The sequence below is a fragment of the Streptococcus sp. 27098_8_99 genome (genome assembly GCF_041431935.1).
GTDB classification, from domain to species: Bacteria; Bacillota; Bacilli; order Lactobacillales; family Streptococcaceae; genus Streptococcus; species Streptococcus parasanguinis_D.
Genome location: NZ_JAPVYQ010000002.1, coordinates 165,761 through 186,975, shown reverse-complemented (window position 1 = coordinate 186,975; position 21,215 = coordinate 165,761). Strand labels below are relative to the sequence as shown.

At 41.2% G+C, this 21,215-nt stretch carries 23 protein-coding genes and 1 pseudogene; 22 read left to right on the top strand and 2 right to left on the bottom strand.

Translation table 11 applies throughout. The features are described 5' to 3' along the window. The first annotated feature begins 144 nt into the window (after window positions 1-144). The 14 genes and pseudogenes from O3605_RS02250 (at window position 145) to O3605_RS02185 (ending at window position 11,541) form a co-directional block, all read left to right on the top strand. On the top strand, window positions 145-804 hold the full coding sequence (locus tag O3605_RS02250) for an ABC transporter ATP-binding protein (protein WP_301355235.1): 660 nt from the start codon (window positions 145-147) through the stop codon (window positions 802-804). A gap of 4 nt (window positions 805-808) precedes the next feature. Next, on the top strand, window positions 809-2,011 hold the full coding sequence (locus O3605_RS02245; RefSeq protein WP_156671543.1) for an ABC transporter permease: 1,203 nt from the start codon (window positions 809-811) through the stop codon (window positions 2,009-2,011). 99 nt (window positions 2,012-2,110) lie between these two features. Further along, window positions 2,111-2,374 (top strand): annotated as a pseudogene (locus tag O3605_RS02240) (NUDIX domain-containing protein); the annotation flags it as partial. A 187-nt stretch (window positions 2,375-2,561) separates the two neighbouring features. Beyond that, a complete protein-coding gene (locus O3605_RS02235) occupies window positions 2,562-2,981 on the top strand; it encodes an SMI1/KNR4 family protein (RefSeq protein ID WP_195915414.1) in 420 nt (139 codons plus the stop codon). 206 nt (window positions 2,982-3,187) lie between these two features. After that, window positions 3,188-3,319 (top strand): Imm51 family immunity protein, encoded by a 132-nt coding sequence (locus tag O3605_RS02230; protein ID WP_003016726.1) that lies wholly within the window; start codon window positions 3,188-3,190, stop codon window positions 3,317-3,319. 80 nt (window positions 3,320-3,399) lie between these two features. Beyond that, window positions 3,400-4,005 (top strand): DUF6707 family protein, encoded by a 606-nt coding sequence (locus O3605_RS02225; protein ID WP_301355239.1) that lies wholly within the window; start codon window positions 3,400-3,402, stop codon window positions 4,003-4,005. A gap of 39 nt (window positions 4,006-4,044) precedes the next feature. Then, entirely contained in the window at window positions 4,045-4,542 is a 498-nt protein-coding gene (locus O3605_RS02220) for an NUDIX hydrolase (RefSeq protein ID WP_195915416.1), read from the top strand. After that, window positions 4,539-4,979, top strand: a complete 441-nt coding sequence (locus O3605_RS02215) for an ASCH domain-containing protein (protein ID WP_195915417.1) — start codon at window positions 4,539-4,541, stop codon at window positions 4,977-4,979. The genes O3605_RS02220 and O3605_RS02215 overlap by 4 nt, the downstream gene beginning before the upstream one ends. Before the next feature lie 544 nt (window positions 4,980-5,523). Further along, the gene (glmU, locus tag O3605_RS02210; RefSeq protein ID WP_195915418.1) at window positions 5,524-6,903 is read left to right on the top strand and encodes a bifunctional UDP-N-acetylglucosamine diphosphorylase/glucosamine-1-phosphate N-acetyltransferase GlmU; all 1,380 of its coding nucleotides are present in this window, start codon (window positions 5,524-5,526) and stop codon (window positions 6,901-6,903) included. A gap of 9 nt (window positions 6,904-6,912) precedes the next feature. Further along, window positions 6,913-7,458 carry an NUDIX hydrolase gene (locus O3605_RS02205; protein ID WP_003014414.1) on the top strand — a complete coding sequence of 182 codons (546 nt, stop codon included), beginning with the start codon at window positions 6,913-6,915 and terminating at the stop codon, window positions 7,456-7,458. Between the two features lie 11 nt (window positions 7,459-7,469). Beyond that, entirely contained in the window at window positions 7,470-7,805 is a 336-nt protein-coding gene (macP, locus tag O3605_RS02200; protein WP_003014399.1) for a cell wall synthase accessory phosphoprotein MacP, read from the top strand. Between the two features lie 24 nt (window positions 7,806-7,829). Beyond that, entirely contained in the window at window positions 7,830-8,522 is a 693-nt protein-coding gene (locus O3605_RS02195) for a 5'-methylthioadenosine/adenosylhomocysteine nucleosidase (protein ID WP_037616522.1), read from the top strand. 162 nt (window positions 8,523-8,684) lie between these two features. Beyond that, window positions 8,685-9,308, top strand: coding sequence for an endonuclease III (gene nth / locus O3605_RS02190; protein WP_014713051.1), 624 nt, complete (start codon window positions 8,685-8,687; stop codon window positions 9,306-9,308). 265 nt (window positions 9,309-9,573) lie between these two features. Beyond that, entirely contained in the window at window positions 9,574-11,541 is a 1,968-nt protein-coding gene (locus tag O3605_RS02185) for a peptide ABC transporter substrate-binding protein (protein ID WP_013903283.1), read from the top strand. Window positions 11,542-11,734: 193 nt separating this feature from the next. On the opposite strand, the gene O3605_RS02180 is transcribed toward O3605_RS02185, so the two are convergent. Continuing rightward, window positions 11,735-12,121: a bleomycin resistance protein gene (locus O3605_RS02180; protein WP_041826259.1), complete on the bottom strand. Its 387-nt coding sequence runs from the start codon at window positions 12,119-12,121 to the stop codon at window positions 11,735-11,737. A gap of 11 nt (window positions 12,122-12,132) precedes the next feature. Next, on the bottom strand, window positions 12,133-12,960 hold the full coding sequence (locus tag O3605_RS02175) for an exodeoxyribonuclease III (RefSeq protein ID WP_371585165.1): 828 nt from the start codon (window positions 12,958-12,960) through the stop codon (window positions 12,133-12,135). A 135-nt stretch (window positions 12,961-13,095) separates the two neighbouring features. Here O3605_RS02175 and O3605_RS02170 point away from each other — a divergent pair, with 135 nt between their 5' ends. From O3605_RS02170 to O3605_RS02135, 8 genes are all read left to right on the top strand, one after another. Beyond that, complete coding sequence (locus O3605_RS02170) at window positions 13,096-13,548, top strand: DUF3290 family protein (RefSeq protein WP_041826261.1); 453 nt, start codon at window positions 13,096-13,098, stop codon at window positions 13,546-13,548. Continuing rightward, window positions 13,545-14,177 (top strand): DUF421 domain-containing protein, encoded by a 633-nt coding sequence (locus tag O3605_RS02165; RefSeq protein ID WP_003014418.1) that lies wholly within the window; start codon window positions 13,545-13,547, stop codon window positions 14,175-14,177. Before O3605_RS02170 ends, O3605_RS02165 begins: the two co-directional genes overlap by 4 nt. 140 nt (window positions 14,178-14,317) lie before the next feature. Next, window positions 14,318-16,369 (top strand): penicillin-binding protein PBP2B, encoded by a 2,052-nt coding sequence (pbp2b, locus tag O3605_RS02160; RefSeq protein WP_371585164.1) that lies wholly within the window; start codon window positions 14,318-14,320, stop codon window positions 16,367-16,369. Window positions 16,370-16,379: 10 nt separating this feature from the next. Continuing rightward, window positions 16,380-16,976 carry a recombination mediator RecR gene (gene recR, locus O3605_RS02155; protein WP_003002450.1) on the top strand — a complete coding sequence of 199 codons (597 nt, stop codon included), beginning with the start codon at window positions 16,380-16,382 and terminating at the stop codon, window positions 16,974-16,976. A 76-nt stretch (window positions 16,977-17,052) separates the two neighbouring features. Then, entirely contained in the window at window positions 17,053-18,099 is a 1,047-nt protein-coding gene (locus O3605_RS02150; RefSeq protein ID WP_371585163.1) for a D-alanine--D-alanine ligase, read from the top strand. Between the two features lie 274 nt (window positions 18,100-18,373). Then, on the top strand, window positions 18,374-19,741 hold the full coding sequence (locus O3605_RS02145) for a UDP-N-acetylmuramoyl-tripeptide--D-alanyl-D-alanine ligase (protein ID WP_371585162.1): 1,368 nt from the start codon (window positions 18,374-18,376) through the stop codon (window positions 19,739-19,741). A gap of 59 nt (window positions 19,742-19,800) precedes the next feature. Continuing rightward, a complete protein-coding gene (locus tag O3605_RS02140) occupies window positions 19,801-20,496 on the top strand; it encodes a YwaF family protein (protein WP_070666310.1) in 696 nt (231 codons plus the stop codon). 28 nt (window positions 20,497-20,524) lie between these two features. Next, on the top strand, window positions 20,525-21,211 hold the full coding sequence (locus tag O3605_RS02135; RefSeq protein WP_070666307.1) for a YwaF family protein: 687 nt from the start codon (window positions 20,525-20,527) through the stop codon (window positions 21,209-21,211). Window positions 21,212-21,215 lie beyond the last annotated feature (4 nt).

The window sequence follows — 21,215 nt, the reverse complement described above, 5'->3', positions numbered from 1 at the left end:
AGGGATAATAACAATTATGAAGATAACTGAGGGTAAGTTCAGAAGAACTTTTTGAATGGGCTACCTGAAACCTTAAGAGATTGTTTTAGAAGAAACGTATAGTACAATTGATTTGCTAAGTCATTATGGAATGAAGGTGAAATCATGATTAAATTAGTGAATGTTACTAAATGTTTTAGTGATGGATCGGATGTCAGATATATTTTCAAAAATTGTAATTTTGAATTTAAAAAAGGTAGCACGACTGCAATAGTTGGCCGTTCTGGATTAGGAAAAACTACTCTTGTTAAATTAATATTAGGGATTACCAGTTTAAATGAGGGGGATATCTTAGTCTGTGGTAGTTCCATTTTAGATATGAAAAATTTGAGTAAGGTAAGGCGTAGGAATATTGGCTGTGTCTTCCAAAACTTTAATTTGATTTCAGGTTTCACGGTGGAAGAGAATATTCTACTTCCAAGATATTTTTTTGAAAATGGAGAGAATAACATTAACGAAATTTGTAACACTTTAGGTCTTTCAAAGGAAATGTTAAGCAAGAGTATTGATAAGATTAGTGGAGGTGAAAAACAAAGAGTTGCTTTGGCAAGAGCTCTTATTAATAATCCAGAAATATTGATAGCAGATGAACCTACTGGTAATTTAGACGCTGCTAACGAACAAAATATAATAGAATTGTTGAAGCGGATCAATGAGGAGTTAGGTATCACGATTATAACAGTAACTCATAGTGATAAGGTGGCGAATAGTATGCAGTCTATTTGCACAGTTGTTGATGGCAAAATTGAGTACGTAAGGAGATGATAAAATGAATCATTCCATATTATTCATTGCTAAAAGAGATTTAGAAGTTAACAAACGAAGATATAGATTAGTTCGACTGTCAATAGCGATCTCTGTTTTGCTAATTGTTTTAGTGATGCTCATTTCTAATTCTTTCTATAATAAAATGATTAAAGAAATGACTGTAGCAAATAAAAATGTTGTTACTGTTGCCTTTGGTAATAAAGAAAATTCTCTGAATTATAAAGCTTTGCCTTTATTTTCTAATGAAGATATTGATCGAGTAAAAAAAATAGATGAAGTAAAAAATATTACTGGTGTAAAACTATTATTTACGGATGATATCAAATTCCAAAATGGCAAAACATCGGTTTCCAATACTATCCATTGTCTAGAAGAAAAGTATTTAAAAAACCTGAATATTAGAATTGCTGAAGGGAAATTTCCAGAGAAGGACAATGAAATATTAATCGGAGATTCCGTACACAAGGCTACATCAATGAATGTCGGAGATACGGTGACTATTAAGATTGATAATCATTATGAAAAGTTTGTAATTTCTGGCATTATAGACAAGCAAGAAGCGCAGTTATTTTCTACCTTGCCAACAGAAATAAATCAAATGATGGCAATCAATGTAAATAGTAGTAGCGTTTCATCAAATAAGTATTACTATCTGAATGCTACTGTAAAAAATGGAACCGATTTAAATGAAGTGGCAAACAAGATAGAAAAGAATGTTTTAAAAAATGAAAATTTAAAACAATCTTTATCAGGAACAGGATTAGATGTTGTTGTAGCAACACAACAGGATGTTATCAATATGCTATCCAGATGGTTTTCCTACATCGACCTTTTTATCCTCTTAATCATAGTTCTTATCTCTATTGTAGCGATTATTAATATCATCAATATTCTAGCCATTACCATTCAGGAGAATCATAAACAGATCGCAACTTTTAAAATCATCGGTGCATCTGATCGACAGATAAAAAGAATATATTTATTTGAAAGCTTTATGATGGGAGTAAGAGGTACAAGCGCGGGATTGGTGATAGGAATTGCTATTTCTTATTTGATCATCTTTTTGAGTGGATTACCACTAGATATTGAACTTACCAGATTGTTGTTCCCGGTATTAATAGGGATACTCACTTCAGTTTTTGCAGGATTATTGGTATCTAGAAAAATTACTAAAATTGATATTGAAAAGGTATTAAATCAATAGAGAAGAAATGATTAGGGTCAATAAGAGATGGTGTTGCAAAAAGAATAGCTATACTGGTTTCACTATCGACTGAGCTTTGAATGAAAGTAGGAGGATTTGATGGAAATCAAAAATCATTTTGGCGTCTACGGAGTCTGTCTTCAAGAGGGGAAACTGTTCTGCATTGAAAAAACTAGAGGCCCCTATCAACATCGTTTTGATCTACCGGGTGGTAGTCAGGAACTCGGTGAGGGGTTGACAGAAACCCTCAAGAGAGAAGTTCTGGAAGAGACGGGCTATACCCTTAGCCGTTACTCAAATCCTAGGGGTTATGACGTGCTGGTTCAAGAAGAAGGGCAAGACTTCTGTCTAAGACGGTTGATTGAGCGGTCAATATGGGTTGAAAAAGTAAAATAATAAGGATAAAATGAGTCTAGTAAAACCACTGGGCTCATTTTCTATTTTAGCTTTATGGAAAAGGAATCTTATGGTATGATAGCCTAAAAGGGACCTGTAATATGGAGGTCAAATAAAAAAAGCCTTTGGGAAGAGAGACTCAAAAGGAGACGAGATGCTAGTATTAACAGACACAGATCCAGCTATTTCAAGCGAAGATTTTTTACAATTTGAGGAGATTCTTGGAAAGAAATTACCAAAATCTATGATGGATTTTTATCTCAAGCACAACGGTGGCCAGCCCCAAGTAATGGGTGTCCACGATGAACATCATCTCTTTCCTTTTAATTCCTTTGATTCACTTGAGGAGATGAGGAAGTCTCTTACATGGTATGACGATGAGGCTGTGCCTGCAGGATTTAGGGCTACAGACCTTCTCCATTTCGCCTATGATCCTGGTTCTGGCAACTATGCTCTTTCTCTAAGGGAAGAAGATTATGGTATGGTTTACTTCTATATTTTAGAAGAAACAGCTGAGGTGTATGGTCAATGGCCATCTTTTGAGGTTTTTTTGAACTCCTTTGTTGAAGAGTGAGATTAAAAAGGAGAAGGGATGCGAAAACATAAATGAATAATTGCCCCTTTTAACTTGCATGTTTATGATGAGAATCCTCAAAATGTTCGAGGGTCGCTCATTTATTACCGTGATGTAGAATACAGACTAGAATTGTTTGACACTCGAGAAGAGGAGGGATTTGAAGGAAATAGCTACGATTTGGCATCTCTGGATTTGGAGAAAAAATGCCTGAATTAAGTAAAGCTATCGACTTTGATCCAGAAGGAAGTATGTTTTGTGCTTATTCTTCCAAGGTAGACGCCTTAGCTAGATTTGCACTTGGATTGAAAGAGTTTGTGATGATACCAACACTATGAAAGACTTGTTTAGCCGAGCAGAGTTGGATTAGTTGACTAAAATCTCTTTAAATTTTAAAAAAGAATAGAAAGGATTTCAGATGAAGCTATCGGAAATAGTTGAACAACTGGAAAAACATCCAGACCTACATCTCTATTTAGATAAAATTTTAAAAAAGAATAAGAAAACCCAAGCTAGCTATCTCGAATCGCTAAATCATCTGGCCTATTTACTTTATCTGAATGGTCAAGAGGAAATAGCTAAGGAATTATTAGATAGTATCATACAAGTTCCATTTGAAGGGAATTATAACACTTGGACTTTTGTTGATAGCTCTCTGGTTTTATTGGCCTATCTGGAAAGAGAGGCAGAAAATAAAGTATTCGACTATAAAAAAATCCTTTTATCTCCATTAGAACAGGGGGAAGAATCAACTCAAAAAATAAGAAGGAGAGTTCATCAGAGATTTTTGAATGGTGATAGCTTGGATCAAAAGCTTGCAAAAATCGAGCACTCTTTAAGTCTTGAATCAGAAATGGAACGCCGTCTGCTATACTTGACAGATTTATTGAAAATTTACCTCTTTATTACTGAGTTAACTTGTGAAAAGACAGATATCCAGGCAAAAATCGAAGAGAATACGGAGATACTGAAGAAGTATATCAAGGAGCATGAAATCTATAGCCTCTTTCCTTTTAAGGGATAAAGTGAGCTAGCAATCTTTAACTTTTAGAAAGAGTAGAATATGGAAATTAAAAATCACTTTGGTGTATACGGAGTCTGTCTTCAAGACGGGAAACTGCTCTGCATTGAAAAAACAAGAGGCCCTTATCAACATCGTTTTGATCTACCGGGTGGTAGTCAGGAAGCAGGTGAAGGGTTGACTGAAACCCTCAAGAGAGAAGTTTTGGAAGAGACAGGTTATACGCTAAGTCATTATTCAAATCCTAGGATTTATGACGTGCTGGTTCAAGAAGATGGGAAAGATTTTGCTGTACATCATATCATGGCCTTTTATGATATCGTACTCGATTTCGAGAGCTCTCAACAATCCCTTCCTCAGGAGGTTCTTGATGGAAGCAATGATTCAGCCAATGCCATTTGGTTGAATTGGGAAGAAATTACCGAAGAAAATGTCTCACCCTTAGTATTAAAGGTGAAGGCAGAGTTACGAGGATTTCCAGAATTAGAACTGACAAGCTATAGAAATTGGAAGGTAAAAGAAAAGAAGGAGAAGAAATGACACCTCAAGAAATGTGGAATACCTACAAGCAAATCAACCCCTCTATCGGAGATGAGATAGATGCCTGGGCTTTTGGAGTGGAACCAGACCTTTTAGCGGAACTGGTCTTTAAAGGCGAAAAAACAGCAACAGCCTCAGCCTACGATCTCTATGCAGTAGAGGACGAACCCCTTCCACAAGAAGGAACTTTTGATGTTGTTTTAGACAGTAAGGATCAAGCTGTCTGCATTATTGAAATTACAAAGGTTTCCGTTCAGCCTTTTCATCAGGTTTCAGCCGACCATGCCTATAAGGAAGGTGAAGGAGACAAATCTCTAGCCTATTGGCGTCAGGTTCATGAGGAGGTTTTCACCGAGTGGATGAGCGAGGCCGGACTGACTTTTACCCCTGACAGCAAGGTGGTTTTAGAAGAATTTCGTAAGGTTTATCCATTATAGATACGCTCTCCTTTTAGGAGAGTCATTATTGAAGACAAAATCAATTTGAAAACTTTCCTTAGGTGAGTACGGACGTCAGCGAACTTCCTCGAAGTTCCATGACTTATTAAGATACAAAGAGCATCTGCGGATACAGTCAAAATAGGAAGTTCTCCTAGAATCTTTAGATTCTAGGAGAACTTATCTTTTTGACACAATCCGCAGCCCGTGTTCAATTAGTTTTGAGCCTCTTCGCTCCTTAATTTCTGGGCTCAGGCTAAAACAGTTTCCCAAACTGTTTTACTCTCAAAACTCCCGAGTGCTTGAAATGATTGTATTTCAAGCACTTTTCTCACAGCGGAAAGTTTTAGTATATTTTTGATTAATTTTTAAAATTAAAACTATTATTACTGATTTGTAGAGTAACGTTACTTATCTTACTAAAAAATAGTTTGTCTACATTCGAGCTTTCCTTATAGGAGAGTTTTTTGGTTTGGGTCTTATTTTCCAAAAGGGCTAAAAAATGGTATAATATAAGCGATATTGTACAGAAAAGAGAAATGTTATGCCAAATTATGCCATTATTTTAGCAGCGGGGAAAGGTACCCGTATGAAGTCAGATTTGCCTAAGGTTCTTCACAAGGTTGCAGGGATCTCAATGTTGGAGCATGTCTTCCGTAGTGTTGGAGCCATCTCACCTGAGAAGACGGTAACGGTTGTGGGCCACAAGGCGGAATTGGTGGAGCAAGTCCTAGCTGGACAAACAGAATTTGTTAAACAAACCGAACAATTGGGAACTGGTCATGCGGTAATGATGGCAGAGCCAGTCTTGGAAGGTCTTGAAGGCCATACTCTTGTCATCGCAGGAGATACACCTTTGATTACGGGTGAAAGCCTCAAACACTTGATCGACTTTCATATCAACCACAAGAATGTGGCAACCATTTTGACAGCCGAAGCAGCCAATCCATTTGGCTATGGTCGGATTGTTCGTAATGACAATGCGGAAGTGCTTCGAATTGTCGAGCAAAAGGATGCGACAGATTTTGAAAAGCAAATCAAGGAAATCAATACAGGGACTTATGTCTTTGACAATGCGCGCCTCTTTGAAGCGTTGAAAAATATCAACACTAACAATGCCCAAGGCGAATACTATATCACGGACGTGATCGGTATTTTCCGAGAAGCAGGTGAAAAAGTCGGGGCCTATACGCTTAAAGACTTTGATGAAAGTCTTGGGGTCAATGACCGCGTGGCCCTTGCGACAGCAGAAGGCATCATGCGTCGTCGTATTAACCAAGCCCACATGGTTAATGGGGTGAGCTTTGTCAACCCGGATGCGGCCTATATCGATGTCGATGTTGAGATCGCACCAGAAGTGCAAATCGAAGCCAATGTTACCCTAAAAGGGCACACAAAGATTGGGGCTGAAACCGTCTTAACCAATGGAACCTATATTGTGGATAGTGAAATTGGTGCAGGTGCCGTTATTACCAACTCCATGATTGAAGAAAGCACGGTAGCAGATGGCGTAACGGTAGGACCATACGCTCATATTCGTCCAGGTTCTAGCCTCGCCAAAGATGTCCATATTGGGAACTTTGTCGAAGTCAAAGGTTCATCTATTGGCGAAAATACCAAAGCAGGTCATTTGACCTACATCGGCAACTGTGAAGTCGGTAGCAACGTTAACTTTGGTGCAGGAACTATCACAGTGAATTACGATGGCCAACATAAGTTTAAAACGACGATTGGAAACAATGTCTTTGTCGGCTCCAATTCGACGATTATTGCGCCAGTTGAATTAGGCGACAATTCCTTAGTCGGTGCTGGATCAACCATTACCAAGGATGTACCAGCTGATGCGATTGCGATTGGTCGTGGCCGTCAAGTGAATAAAGAAGAGTATGCCCTTCGCTTGCCACACCATCCTAAAAATAAATAGGAGATTCTCATGCAATTTGAAGAAAAAACCATTGAGCGCAAGGAGATTTATCAGGGGCCAATTTTCCAAGTGGTCACTGATCAAGTAGAACTACCCGCTGGAAAAGGCCAAGCGCAGCGTGATTTAATCTTCCATAACGGAGCAGTAGCGGTTTTGCCGATCACAGAAGATGGGAAAACGATCTTGGTCAAGCAGTACCGCAAGGCGATTGAAAGGACCTCGGTGGAGATTCCAGCAGGGAAGTTAGAAAAGGGAGAAAATGCAGATCCTAAATCGGCTGCTCTGCGTGAGTTGGAAGAAGAAATTGGCTATACAGCGGATCTAGAGTTATTGTATGATTTTTATTCTGCCATTGGATTTTGTAATGAGCGAATCAAACTTTATGGTGCGACCAACTTGAAAAAGGTGGAAAATCCACGTCCACAAGATGCGGATGAGACCTTAGAGTTATTAGAAGTGACCTTGAAGGAAGCGAAAGATTTGATCCTGTCTGGTGAAATCTGTGATGCCAAGACCATCATGGCTATCCAATATTGGGACTTAATCAATAAATAGAGGAGGATCCGATGGGAAAACCTTTATTAACCGATGAAATGATTGAACGAGCGAGGCGAGGTGAGGACATTTCGGATCCTAAAATGGTCGATGCTGAAGAGACGAAGATTATTCGGACAGACCACAGGGGATTTGGCTACGAACGACCTATGAGAGAAAGCCGTAGGGAGCGCCCGCAGGAGAGCTATTCACAGGATACCTTGCAGATCCAAGTGGAGCCCACTGTGACCAAGAGTCGTCGCATTGAAGAGCGTAAACAAAGTGTGGTCCAATCCAAACTCAATAAGATTTTGTTCTGGATCATTGTGCTCCTCATTGCCTTGATCATTGCTATTTGGCGTCTGTAAGGTCGTCACAAGGAGAGAATGGATATGAAAATTGGAATTATCGCAGCCATGCCCCAGGAGTTAAAGATTCTGGTTGAAGCCCTTGAAAATGGGGAAAAGCATCTGCGTCTTGGAAAAGTCTACTATACAGGATCGATTGGTCGCCATGAAGTCGTTTTGGTTGAAAGTGGCATCGGAAAAGTCATGTCTGCCATGAGTGTAGCCGTCTTGGCCAATGATTTCAAAGTGGAAGCCATTATCAATACAGGATCTGCAGGAGCAGTCGCACCGGGAATGGCTGTTGGAGATATCGTTCTTGCGAATAAATTGGCCTATCATGATGTGGATGTGACAGCCTTTGGCTATAAGTATGGTCAAATGGCAGGTCAACCACTTTACTTTGAATCCAGTCGCTATTTTGTATCAGAAATGAAAAAAGTTCTGGAAGAAGAAGCTGCAACCACGCATGTTGGCTTGATTACAACAGGAGATAGCTTTATCGCAAGTGAAGAAAAAGTCGCAGCGATTCGGGAGCATTTCCCAGAAGTCTTGGCAGTTGAGATGGAAGGGGCAGCCGTTGCCCAAGCCGCACACGCAGCTGGACGTCCTTTCATGGTCATTCGAGCTATGAGTGATACGGCAGATCACGCAGCCAATATCTCTTTTGATGAATTTATCGTGGAGGCTGGCGAACGCTCTGCTCAAACCTTGATTACCTTCTTAAAGAGATTGGTGTAAAATAAACAATAGAGCCAAGGAATATCTTATGATAGAAGTGGGACGAATAATGAAGTTCGATTCAATTTCATTTCCAGTCCCTCTTCTTTTTTTGAAGCTGATTTTTTTAGAAATAGGGTGCTTTCATGCTATAATAAAGTCTAGTAATGTAAAGGAGAAATTATGGTTTTATCAAAGAAACGGGCACGCCATGTGATTGAAGAAATTATTGCTCTCTTTCCAGATGCTAAGCCAAGTTTGGATTTTCGCAACCATTTTGAATTACTAGTAGCAGTCATGCTCTCAGCTCAGACGACAGACGCGGCTGTTAACAAAGCGACACCAGGTTTGTTTGCGGCTTTTCCAACCCCACAAGCTATGGCAGCAGCCAGTGAAGCCGCTATCGCCAAGCATATTTCTAAATTAGGCCTCTATCGAAATAAGGCCAAATTTCTCAAAAAATGTGCCCAGCAATTGCTAGATAACTTTGATGGTCAAGTGCCTCAGACTCGCGAAGAGTTAGAAAGCCTGACAGGAGTAGGTCGCAAGACAGCAAATGTCGTTATGAGTGTAGGATTTGGTATTCCAGCCTTTGCTGTCGATACCCATGTGGAGCGGATCTGCAAGCACCATGATATTGTCAAGAAATCAGCGACGCCATTGGAAGTTGAAAAGCGGGTCATGGATGTTCTGCCAAAGAGCGAATGGCTAGCTGCCCATCAAGCCATGATTTATTTTGGACGGGCTATCTGCCATCCTAAAAATCCTGAATGTGACCAGTACCCACAACTCTATCATTTTGATTAGGAATCAGTTCCTCTGCTCGTTCGAGCAGAGGTTCTTTTTTAGGCTGAACGTATATTTATTAAAAGGATTGAAAGATTCAGTTTTGCAAATCTGTGGTGGTAGGTGCCTAGATTCGCCTATCCAGCTTTTTTGAGATTGATTTCAAGATGCTTTTTCTTGACATCTTATTATATTCATTCAGAAATAACGAACTTTTTTAAAATAAATTTGGTTTTTTAAAAGAAATAGTGTATAATGGTAGAAAATCTAACATAAGGAGATAGTGATGAAAGCAAAAAAACTGTTAGCTCTTGCAGGAGTTTCTGTTGCAGGTGCCTTTCTCTTAGCAGCGTGTGGTGGTGGTAGTAGCAATCAAGCAACCTACTCATTCGTCTATTCAGCGGATCCAAATACCTTGGATTACATCGCTGCAACTCGTACAACAACTTCAGATGTCACAAGTAACCTTGTAGATGGTCTTCTTGAAAACGACCAATACGGAAACTTTGTGCCAAGTCTAGCAGAAGATTGGACTGTCTCTGAAGATGGATTAACCTATACTTACAAACTTCGTAAGGATGCCAAATGGTATACGAGTGAAGGAGAAGAATATGGTGCTGTAACGGCTCAAGACTTTGTTACAGGGATCAAACACGCGGTTGAGTCTAAATCAGAAGGTCTCTTCTTGATTCAAAATTCGATCAAAGGTTTGGATGCCTATGTAAAAGGGGAAACCAAAGACTTTAACACAGTTGGAGTCAAAGCCTTAGACGACCACACCATCCAATATACTTTGGTCCGTCCAGAAAGCTTCTGGAACTCAAAAACAACCTCAGGTGTTCTTTTCCCAGTCAATGCGGATTTCTTGAAATCTCAAGGAAAAGATTTTGGTTCTTTGAAACCTAGCAGCATCTTATACAATGGTCCATATTACTTGAAATCATTGACTTCAAAATCTGAGATTGAATTGGTCAAGAACAAAGACTATTACGATGCGAAAAATGTTCATATCGATAATGTCAAATTGACCTTTAACGATGGATCAAACCCAGATTCTATCATTAAAAACTTTGAAAAAGGTCAATATTCCTTTGCATCTGTTATGCCAAACAGCTCGACTTACAAGAGCGTTAAGAAAAACTTTGGCGACAACATTGTCTACGGTTTACAATTAGGAACATCCTACTATCTTGGATTCAACTTGGACCGTCAAAAGTATGACCACACTGCCAAAACAACGGATGAACAAAAAGCTTCTACCAAGAAAGCAATCCTGAACAAGGATTTCCGTCAAGCGGTAAACTTTGCATTTGACCGTAAATCTTATGCAGCACAAGTATCCGGGGCTGATGCGGCTGAAAATACCCTTCGTAGTACCTTGGTGCCACCAACCTATGTCCAAATCAATGGAGAAGATTTTGGTAAAGTCGTTGAAAAACAATTGGTTACCTATGGAGACCAATGGAAGGGTGTGAATCTGGACGATGGTCAAACAAGCCTTTACAGCCCAGAAAAAGCCAAGGCTTCATTTGCGAAAGCTAAAGCTGAATTGCAAAAACAAGGAGTTCAATTCCCAATTCATTTGGACTATATTGTCAGCCAAGTGGACAACAGCATGGTCCAACAAGCTAGCTCCTTCAAACAATCTGTAGAGTCAGCGCTTGGTGCAGACAATGTCGTTGTGGACCTTCAAAAGGTTTCGGATGATGATTTCCAAAATATCACCTATTTCAGTGATACAGCAGCTGCGAGAGATTACGATATCTCAGGCGGTGGTTGGGCCCCTGACTACCAAGATCCATCCACTTATCTCGAAAGTATCAGCCCAGTCAATGGTTCAGTTTCATACTATTTTGGTATAGATGCGGGAACAAACAACCCAGCCATTGCAGCAGTTGGTTTGGACCAATACGCCAACATGTTAAAAGATGCGGATGCTGAATTGTTGGATCAAGCAAAACGCTACGAAAAATATGCAGCAGCACAAGCTTGGTTGACGGATAGTGCGATTACGCTTCCAACTGTTTCAAATGGTGGTTCTCCAATGCTTCAACGGACCGTACCATACAGTCGTGCTGCTTCATGGGTTGGTACAAAAGGAACAGGAACATTCTACAAATACCTTGAAATGTCCAAAGATGTTGTCACAACCAAAGACTTTAACAAGGCCAAAGAAGAATGGTTGAAGAAAAAAGCAGAATCCAATAAAAAAGCTCAAGAAGATCTCAAAGATCACATTGAGAAGAAAAAATAAAAAAATCAATCATTGGTCTATCAATGAAGATAAAAAAGTCGGAGCCGTCATGTGAAGGCTCCGTTTTTTTTTTATGTCTCGAAAGTCAGTCTGTCTCATTTTTTAAGATGAAAGATAAATAAATCACCCGCTATTGAACTGCACCCCAAATAATAGATTTTTGGTTATAGCTCATAGACGGGTGATGATTATTCTATTCACTAAATCTTAAAAAATAGCCATCTGGATCTAAAACTGAAAATTCATGAGGATAGATATACTGTTCACCAACACGAAATTCTCTTTTGGTCAATGGACGATGAATAGGATAGTTAGATTCTAGCAATTTTTGATAGAGTCTAGGGACATCTTTTATGCCAAAGGAGATATTGACTCCACGACCAAATGGATAAGTCAGTTCAGCTAGCTCCTCCTTTGTTCCCTCCTCTATCATTAGCTGGCAATCTTCGAGAGAAAGAAAAAGGAAGTTCTCTTCTGGTCGCCCGTATTCGATGGTAAAACCCAGTAAATCACAGTAGAAGGAACGGGACTGCTCTATATTCGATACAATAAACTCAGGAATCACTGCATTGAAATTCATAAAGAACATCCTTACAAATCAATTTCTAATACAATTGGTGTATGATCTTGACGAGCGCCTGAGTCGATCATATCTGACTTGGTAATTTTGTCTGTCACACGGTTACTTGTGAGCCAATAGTCGATTCTCCAGCCTGTATTGTTGATTTTTGAAGTCTTGCTGCGTTGCGCCCACCAAGTGTAACGCTCCGGCACATCGCCGTGGAGGTGGCGGAAGGTATCTGTAAATCCTTTGGCCAAAAGATTTGTAAATCCTTCGCGTTCTTCGTCTGTGAAACCTGGTGAACGACGGTTGCTGGCAGGGTTAGCAAGGTCGATTTCCTTGTGAGCAACGTTGTAGTCACCGGTTGCAAGGACAGGCTTTTGCTTGTCTAGTTCAGCCAAGTATTTCGCATATTTGACATCCCAGACTTGACGTTCTTCCAAACGTTTGAGACCATCACCAGCGTTTGGTGTGTAGACCTGAGTCACGAAAAAGTGATCAAATTCTAGTGTAATGATCCGACCTTCCAAGTCCATGGTCGAAGGAGCTCCGATTTCTGGGAAAGTCACAACTGGTGTGAGCTCTTTTTTATAGAGGAACATGGTTCCAGCATAGCCTTTACGAGCCGGTTCTTGAGAAGAGCGCCAGGTGTTTTCATATTGTGGGAAGAGTTCCTCAAGGATTTCGAGGTGTTTCTTTGTAGGTCCTTTGGCGGATAACTTGGTTTCTTGAATGGCAATGATATCCGCATCCTCAGCAACCAAGGTTTGGAGGACTTCTTGAGAGAGTTTGGCGCGTGCCGAATCACTGGTTAATGCAGCATTAAGCGAGTCGATATTCCATGAAATGAGTTTCATTGTGTTTCCTTTTCTTGACATGATAGATAATTTTATTATAACAAAAAATATATTTTTTTCTGATTAGAATGCCTTGAATTCTCTCCTGAAATCCATTATAATAGCTTGAATTCATTTGGAGAAAGGGAGTTCATTATGAAATTTTACTCTTATGACTATGTATTGAGTCAGATTAGTCAGCAAAATTGGGTGACCATTGGGATCTCTGGCTTGCTCATTCTACTGACTGGTTTTTTCGCGGTGAAAGCCTATCGGGATAAGCACGATAGCAAATTCCGTGAATTATCCATTATCTCGATTTTGACTCTGGTTGCAGTGGTCTTGATCAGCATCAGTAATTTTCAAAATAGTCAAAGTAATAACGACCAGTTCCAACGGTCTCTGCATTTTATTGAAGTCATCTCAAAGGAGTTGAATGTCAAAAAAGAAAAGGTCTATGTCAATACTTCGGCAGCCACAGATGGGGCGATCCTGAAAGTTGGAGCAGTTTATTACCGAGCTATCGCAGGATCTGACCCAGATAGCTACCTATTAGAAAAGATGGATCTGTATAAAACAGACGTGGAACTTGTGGAGGTGAACAAATGACAGTAGATTTTTTAGCCATTTTGATTAAATTAGCTCTCGGCTTGATTTCCTTGGTATTTGTGATCAATGTGACAGGGAAAGGCAATCTAGCACCAAGTTCTGCAGTAGACCAGATACAGAACTTTGTTCTGGGGGGAATTATTGGTGGGGTTATTTACAATAGCTCCATTACCATTCTTCAATACATTGTGATTCTCTTGATGTGGACCATTTTGATCTTGCTCTTAAAATGGCTCAATACCAATGTTCGTTTTATGAAGCATTTGATTGATGGAAAACCTACTGTCATCATTAAAAATGGGAAACTCGATCCGGAAGCTTGTCGTTCCAAAGGACTTTCTGCTTCAGATGTTGCCTTGAAACTACGTGGACAAGGGATTTTTCAATTAAAAGATGTGAAGCGCGCTGTTATTGAACAAAATGGTCAATTGATTATTGTACGTTTGGGAGATGAGAATCCTAAATACCCGATTATTACGGATGGCGTAGTTCAGCTTGAAATTTTGGAAACAATTGGAAAAAGTGAAGAGTGGCTGCTGGCTGAATTGGAAAAAGAAGGCTATGACAACGTTTTGGATATTTTCATTGCCGAGTACGACAAAGGAAAGATCAACGTGGTGACCTATTAGTAGAAGAGATTGGGCGAGCCTGTCCAATCTTTTTTCTTTGTAAAATTCCAGGAAAGGCCTCTTCATTTTCTTGAGATACTCTTGAAAAAATAGTAAAATGAAAGGAAAGTGTTTATTAGAAAAGAAGGATAGAAAATTTCATGAAGAAAAAAATACGGAAGTTTGAGAATCATTCGATAACACGCAGGCTATATCTGCTGTTTAGTTTGATTTGCCTTCTTTTTTTAGTTCTGATTGCTCGGCTTGGCTATATGCAGATCACTCACCAATCCTATTATACGGATAAATTGGCAAAAGCTACGAAAAAGACGGTCAAACAAGGGAGTGTGCGAGGACAAATCTATGATGCTTCTGGCAAGCCCTTGGTGGAAAATGTGGGGAAACAGGTTCTGACATTTACGCGGGATCGTAAAATGACAGCCCAAGAAATGCGAGAGACTGCAGGGAAACTCTTACAGTACGTTGATGTAGAGGATCCTCAAGTGACCGAACGGCAAGAAGTAGACTATTATCTAGCCAATACCAAAGTCTATCAAGAGGTCGTGGAACATCTGCCTGAGAAAAAGAAATATGATACAGATGGAAATCGTCTGCCGGAAGCTAAAATCTATCAAGCGGCAGTGGACAGCATTGATCCTTCGAAACTCGGTTACACTGATGATGAGAAAAAGATCATCTATCTTTACAGCCAGATGAATGCTGTGGAGAATTTTGCGACGGGAATCATTACGACGAAAGCGTTAGGTGCTGAGCAGATTGCGACCATCACTGCTGACAGTCAAGATTTTCCGGGAATTGCCATCACGACTAGCTGGGACCGCAAGGTTTTGGATACTCCTCTAGCCTCTATTATTGGGAATGTCTCAACCGAGCAGGCGGGGCTTCCAGCAGAAGAGGTCGACCAGTATGTCAAAAAAGGTTACGCTCTTAATGACCGGGTTGGAACGTCTTATCTCGAAAAGGAATATGAAGAGGTTCTCCAAGGGAAACGCAGTGAAAAAGAAATTCTTCTGGATAAAAATGGCAACATAGAAAAAGTGGTCGACGTTTCGAAAGGGGCTAAGGGAGAAAACCTCAAGCTCTCGATTGATTTGGATTTCCAAAAAGGGGTGGAGGATATTCTCCGCTCTGCCTTTAGCGCAGAGTTACAAGCTGGAAATGCGACCTACTCCGAAGGTGTCTATGCTGTAGCACTGGAGCCTGATACAGGGAAAGTTCTTGCTATGGCAGGGATTAAACACCAAGCAGGGAGTCAAGATCTATCAGCAGATGCTTTGGGAACAGTGACCAACGTCTTCGTCCCAGGATCCGTGGTCAAAGGAGCGACCTTGACTTCGGGATGGGAAAATGGAGCCATTTCTGGGAATCAGGTGCTGACCGATCAGCCGATTGTTTTTGCAGGATCAGCTCCTATCAATTCTTGGTTTACCCAATACGGTAGTCGTTCCATCAATGCGGTGGAGGCTTTGGAATACTCCTCTAATACCTATATGGTCCAAATTGCCCTTAAGATGATGGGGCAACCCTACACTCCAAACATGACCTTACAAGTGGATCAAGTAGACCCTGCTATGAAAAAACTCCGTTCTACTTTTGCAGAGTATGGTCTTGGAACGACAACGGGGATTGACCTTCCCAATGAATCGACTGGTTTTATCCCGAAAGAATATACAGTCGGCAATTATTTGACTAATGCCTTTGGCCAGTTTGACAACTATACACCTATGCAATTGGCCCAGTATGTGGCGACAGTTGCGAATGATGGGAAGAGGGTGAGTCCTCATGTTGTTGAAGGCATCTATGACAATAATGATCAAGGGGGCCTTGGTCAGTTGAAAAAAACGATCGAAACTAAAGAGCTCAATCAGGTGCATATCTCAGCGGAGGACATGGCTTTGATCAAGCAAGGGTTCTACCAAGTTGCAAATGGTACGAGTGGGTTAACGACAGGAAAGACCGTGGGTCGAGGTGCTAGTGTGCCCATTAGTGCAAAGACCGGTACAGCTGAAACCACAGTCGATGGAGGCAAACAAGCCATTAATACCAATGTGGTGGCTTATGCACCATCAAACAATCCAAAGATTGCGGTAGCAGTGGTTTTTCCACATAATACCAATCTACAAGCGACGGTCAGTCATTCCATTGCGCGTGACATTATTAATTTATACAATCAGAAACACCCCATGAATTAGAAAGGAAATTATGCTTTATCCAGCACCTATTGCAAAATTAATTGACAGCTATTCGAAGTTGCCAGGAATTGGGATCAAAACAGCGACTCGTCTGGCTTTTTACACGATTGGTATGTCGGATGATGATGTCAATGAATTTGCCAAGAACTTACTGAATGCCAAGCGTGAGCTGGGGTATTGCAGTATTTGTGGAAATTTAACCGATGAAGAAACCTGCGAGATTTGTCGAGATGAAACGCGAGATCCATCCCTCATTCTGGTTGTAGAAGATAGCCGGGATGTATCTGCTATGGAGAATATCCAGGAATACCACGGTCGCTATCATGTCTTGCATGGCTTGATCTCGCCTATGAATGGTGTGGGACCCGATGATATCAATCTCAAGAGTTTGATTAGTCGCTTGATGGATGGAACAGTCACAGAGGTCATTGTTGCGACCAATGCGACGGCAGACGGGGAAGCGACATCGATGTATATCTCACGCGTGCTCAAACCAGCAGGGATCAAAGTGACACGTTTGGCACGGGGATTGGCAGTTGGAGCTGACATCGAGTATGCGGACGAAGTGACCTTGCTTCGCGCGATTGAAAATCGGACAGAATTATAAGAGAAGTTCTTTCGAAAGGGCTATCATTGTGGTATACTATCAAGTAAGAAATCAAGGGAACAATTAGGGAGAAACTATGAGTAAACAAGACTTAATCCTGTTGTATGGTGGACGTAGTGCAGAACGTGAAGTATCTGTTCTTTCAGCAGAAAGCGTGATGCGCGCGATTGATTACCAAGCATTTTCGGTTCAAACCTACTTTATTACGCAGTCAGGAGACTTCATCCAGACGCAAGCTTTTGATGAGAAACCAGCGGATGATGAGAAATTGATGACCAATGATACAGTGGACTGGTCTAAAAAAGTGGCACCATCTGCGATTTACAAGGAAGGAGCAGTGGTCTTTCCAGTTCTTCATGGACCAATGGGAGAAGATGGTTCCATTCAAGGCTTCTTAGAAGTCTTGAAGATGCCTTATGTTGGCTGTGGCATCCTAGCTTCCAGTGTTGCGATGGACAAGATCACGACCAAACGGGTCTTGGAGTCTGCAGGGATTCCACAAGTTCCTTATGTAGCTGTAGTGGAAGGCGATGACTTGGAAGAGAAAATTGCTGCAATTGAAGCCACTCTCTCTTATCCTGTCTTTACCAAACCATCCAATATGGGTTCTAGCGTAGGAATTTCAAAATCTGAAAACCAAACAGAGCTTCGGGCTGCTCTCGAATTGGCCTTCAAGTACGATAGCCGTGTCTTGGTAGAACAAGGAGTCAATGCGCGTGAGATCGAAGTTGGACTTCTTGGAAACTATGATGTGAAGAGCACCTTGCCAGGTGAAGTTGTGAAAGATGTGGCCTTCTATGATTATGATGCTAAATACATCGACAATAAAATTACCATGGCGATTCCAGCTCAATTGGACCCTGAGGTTGTGAAAACCATGCGGACCAACGCAGAAAAAGCCTTTCGTGCAATCGGTGGTCTAGGTTTAGCGCGTTGTGATTTCTTCTATACCGATAAAGGAGAGATCTTCTTAAACGAACTCAATACCATGCCAGGATTTACCCAATGGTCTATGTATCCCTTGCTTTGGGACAATATGGGACTTAACTATACAGATTTGATCACCAAGTTAGTAGAGCTTGGAAAAGAAGTCTTCCAAAAACACGAAGCGCATTTGTTGTAAGAAAAGAGAGAGTGGGACAGAAATCGGTAATTCGTTAGAATTCGATTTCGTGGTCCCACCTCCGCACAGTTGAGTAGGCCTGTAAAAGCTGATGAAATCAGCGTAGTAGAGCCCACTCAACCACTGCGTCTTGCTCGACAATCCAAAAATAATTGAGAGGCTAGGACTTCTGTCCCAGCCACTTTTTTTGTGGTCTAGAATATGGTATAATGAGAAGAATTTGATAGGAGCGTCCGGACCTTTAAGGACGCTACGGAGAACTGAGGAGTCGGATATGAATCTCACATTACATGAAGTTGCTCATCTAGTACATGCAAAAAATGATATCAGCCAATTTGAAGATGTGGCCCTCGTCAAGCCTGAATTTGACAGCCGTTTGATTGGGCCTGGAGACCTGTTTGTTCCTTTAAAGGGAGCGCGTGATGGTCATGACTTTATTGAGACTGCTTTTGAAAACGGAGCCGTAGCCACTTTTTCAGAGAAAGTGGTAGAAGGCCACCCTTATATTTTGGTGGAAGATGTGCTGAGCGCTTTTCAAACACTTGCTGCAGCCTATCTTCAAAAGACAAAAGTAGATGTTTTTGCAGTGACGGGGTCAAATGGTAAAACCACCACAAAAGATATGTTGGCACAGCTTTTGTCCACTACTTACCTAACCTATAAAACACAGGGAAACTATAATAACGAAATTGGTCTTCCTTATACGGTTTTGCATATGCCAGAAGGAACAGACAAACTCGTCCTTGAAATGGGGCAAGACCATCTAGGAGATATCCATCTCTTGTCAGAACTGGCGCATCCAAAAGCTGCTATTGTCACCTTGATTGGAGAAGCCCATTTGGAATTCTTTAAAGATCGAAGTGAGATCGCAAAAGGAAAACTCCAGATTGCGGATGGCATGCCAGAAGGTGGCCTTCTGGTGGTTCCAGCTGATCCGATCGTGAATGCCTACCTCCCTGAAAAACAAAAAGTGGTTCGCTTTGGGCCAGATGAGGAGATTTTTATTACCGAGTTAATCGAACGAAAGGACAGCCTAACCTTCCGAGCGAATTTCTTAGAAGAAGCGATTGATCTTCCGGTAACAGGAAAATACAATGCGACCAATGCTATGATCGCAGCTTATGTTGCCCTGCAAGAAGGAGTGAGTGAGGCTGCGATTCGTGATAGTTTTGAAACCTTGCAATTAACACGCAACCGGACAGAATGGAAGAAAGCAGGTAATGGGGCGGATATCCTATCCGATGTCTACAATGCTAACCCAACGGCTATGCGCCTAATCTTAGAAACTTTCTCGACTATTCCTGCTAATCCAAATGGCCGAAAATTAGCCGTCCTGGCAGATATGAAAGAACTAGGGGAGCAATCTATTGATCTGCACAACCAAATGATTCTTAGTCTCTCGCCGGATGTTTTGGATACGGTTATTTTCTATGGCCAAGACATTGCGGGATTGGCTCAGTTAGCGAGTCAGATGTTCCCACTCGGACATGTCTATTATTTCAAGAAAACAGCTGAGGAAGATCAGTTTGAGGACATGGTCAAACAAGTCAAGGAAAGCTTGAAAGAGCAAGACCAAATCCTTATCAAGGGAAGCAATTCCATGAATTTGGCAAAATTAGTAGAGGAGTTGGAGAAAGCCTAGTGAAAAGAGAGGATTCATCTCTCCAAGGATAGGCTATTATAAACTAAAGGAATGTGAAAATGACACTTTGGGATTTATTGTTTACGAACCAAAAATCAGCCCCGCCTGAGTTTGGACTCTGGTATGTTTTCCTACCAGCTTCCTTGTTGGTGGTTGGCTACTTTTCTATCAAATATGCACAGTCTAAAAGCTACCAACGCTTTTGGTATTGGGCGCAGTTGATCCAAGTCTTGACTATTAATGCTTGGTATATTCTCGCCCACATGCCTTTGACGGATAATTTGCCTTTCTATCATTGCCGCTTGGCCATGCTTGCGATCCTCTTTGCGCCTAGAGGGACCTATATCAAGCAATATTTTGCCTTGTTGGGTGTTCTAGGATCCATTGCGGCTTTGGTTTATCCGGCCTTTGACCCCTTCCCATTCCCTCATATTACTGTACTCAATCTGATTTTTAGTCACTGGGCTTTGTTTGCCAATAGTTTGATTTACCTGCAGGATTTTTACCAGTCGGAAAAACAGGACACCTTACGAATTGTTAAGATCACCTTTGGTATGAATGCAGTCATCTTTTTGGTCAATCTCTTGACAAGTGGAGATTACGGCTTCTTAAAGCGTCCACCAATCATTGGAGACCATGGTTCTCTCTTAAACTACCTCTTGGTCAGCATCGTGATGGTGGCTGGTATTTGCTTGGTCAACCAGCGCTACAAATACAAGATGGCTGAAGAGACTGTTGTTTCGCGTTCGGAATAGAAAAAAGAGTAGATGAGGGAAAGAAATCATGGCACTTTGGAACTTATTTTTCACTAGTCAACCAACATCCCCTCCTCAATTGGGGGTCTGGTATTTCTTATTGCCGACTTCTTTGGTAGTGGTGGGAGTTCTGTCCGTTCGATTTGCTCACTCCAAAAGCTACCAAACCTTTTGGTATTGGGGACAGTTGATCCAGTTGCTGATTATCAACGCTTGGTATCTAGCTGCTCGCTTGCCTCTTTCAGAGAGTCTTCCTTTCTATCATAGCCGGATGGCCATGTGGATCATTCTTTTGGCGCCCAAGGGCAGCTTCAAACAATATTTTGCCCTTGTGGGAGTCTTTGGCTCCATTATGGCCTTGGTTCATCCTGTTTTTTATCCCTACCCTTTTCCTCACGTTTCCTCGATCAACAATGTCTTTGGTCACTGGGCCCTCTTGGCCAACTGTTTGATCTATCTGGTTCAATCCTACCAGGTGGAAGAAGGGGCTGTTTGGAAGATCTGTCAGATGACTTTTGGAGTCAATGCTATTATTGTTCTAGCCAACCTTGTAACGGGCGGAAACTATGGCTTTCTGCGTCGGCCACCTGTGCTAGGAGACCATGGCCTTGTGCTCAACTATTTCATCGTGACAGTCCTAATGACGGGGACACTGATCCTCATCAATACGATCGTTCAGTACAGTAAGAAAAGAAGAATACCTGAATCTGTTTAAATAA

Bases quoted from the DNA above. Each gene is read 5' to 3' on its own strand.
- O3605_RS02180 (WP_041826259.1), bottom strand. From the start codon at position 12,121: ATGAATTTCAATGCAGTGATTCCTGAGTTTATTGTATCGAATATAGAG.
- O3605_RS02245 (WP_156671543.1), top strand. From the start codon at position 809: ATGAATCATTCCATATTATTCATTGCTAAAAGAGATTTAGAAGTTAAC.
- O3605_RS02140 (WP_070666310.1), top strand. From the start codon at position 19,801: ATGACACTTTGGGATTTATTGTTTACGAACCAAAAATCAGCCCCGCCT.
- O3605_RS02230 (WP_003016726.1), top strand. From the start codon at position 3,188: ATGCCTGAATTAAGTAAAGCTATCGACTTTGATCCAGAAGGAAGTATG.
- O3605_RS02170 (WP_041826261.1), top strand. From the start codon at position 13,096: ATGAAATTTTACTCTTATGACTATGTATTGAGTCAGATTAGTCAGCAA.
- macP (WP_003014399.1), top strand. From the start codon at position 7,470: ATGGGAAAACCTTTATTAACCGATGAAATGATTGAACGAGCGAGGCGA.
- nth (WP_014713051.1), top strand. From the start codon at position 8,685: ATGGTTTTATCAAAGAAACGGGCACGCCATGTGATTGAAGAAATTATT.
- O3605_RS02250 (WP_301355235.1), top strand. From the start codon at position 145: ATGATTAAATTAGTGAATGTTACTAAATGTTTTAGTGATGGATCGGAT.
- O3605_RS02185 (WP_013903283.1), top strand. From the start codon at position 9,574: ATGAAAGCAAAAAAACTGTTAGCTCTTGCAGGAGTTTCTGTTGCAGGT.
- O3605_RS02195 (WP_037616522.1), top strand. From the start codon at position 7,830: ATGAAAATTGGAATTATCGCAGCCATGCCCCAGGAGTTAAAGATTCTG.
- O3605_RS02220 (WP_195915416.1), top strand. From the start codon at position 4,045: ATGGAAATTAAAAATCACTTTGGTGTATACGGAGTCTGTCTTCAAGAC.
- O3605_RS02145 (WP_371585162.1), top strand. From the start codon at position 18,374: ATGAATCTCACATTACATGAAGTTGCTCATCTAGTACATGCAAAAAAT.
- O3605_RS02225 (WP_301355239.1), top strand. From the start codon at position 3,400: ATGAAGCTATCGGAAATAGTTGAACAACTGGAAAAACATCCAGACCTA.
- O3605_RS02150 (WP_371585163.1), top strand. From the start codon at position 17,053: ATGAGTAAACAAGACTTAATCCTGTTGTATGGTGGACGTAGTGCAGAA.
- O3605_RS02165 (WP_003014418.1), top strand. From the start codon at position 13,545: ATGACAGTAGATTTTTTAGCCATTTTGATTAAATTAGCTCTCGGCTTG.
- O3605_RS02235 (WP_195915414.1), top strand. From the start codon at position 2,562: ATGCTAGTATTAACAGACACAGATCCAGCTATTTCAAGCGAAGATTTT.
- glmU (WP_195915418.1), top strand. From the start codon at position 5,524: ATGCCAAATTATGCCATTATTTTAGCAGCGGGGAAAGGTACCCGTATG.
- O3605_RS02135 (WP_070666307.1), top strand. From the start codon at position 20,525: ATGGCACTTTGGAACTTATTTTTCACTAGTCAACCAACATCCCCTCCT.
- O3605_RS02215 (WP_195915417.1), top strand. From the start codon at position 4,539: ATGACACCTCAAGAAATGTGGAATACCTACAAGCAAATCAACCCCTCT.
- O3605_RS02205 (WP_003014414.1), top strand. From the start codon at position 6,913: ATGCAATTTGAAGAAAAAACCATTGAGCGCAAGGAGATTTATCAGGGG.
- pbp2b (WP_371585164.1), top strand. From the start codon at position 14,318: ATGAAGAAAAAAATACGGAAGTTTGAGAATCATTCGATAACACGCAGG.
- O3605_RS02175 (WP_371585165.1), bottom strand. From the start codon at position 12,960: ATGAAACTCATTTCATGGAATATCGACTCGCTTAATGCTGCATTAACC.
- recR (WP_003002450.1), top strand. From the start codon at position 16,380: ATGCTTTATCCAGCACCTATTGCAAAATTAATTGACAGCTATTCGAAG.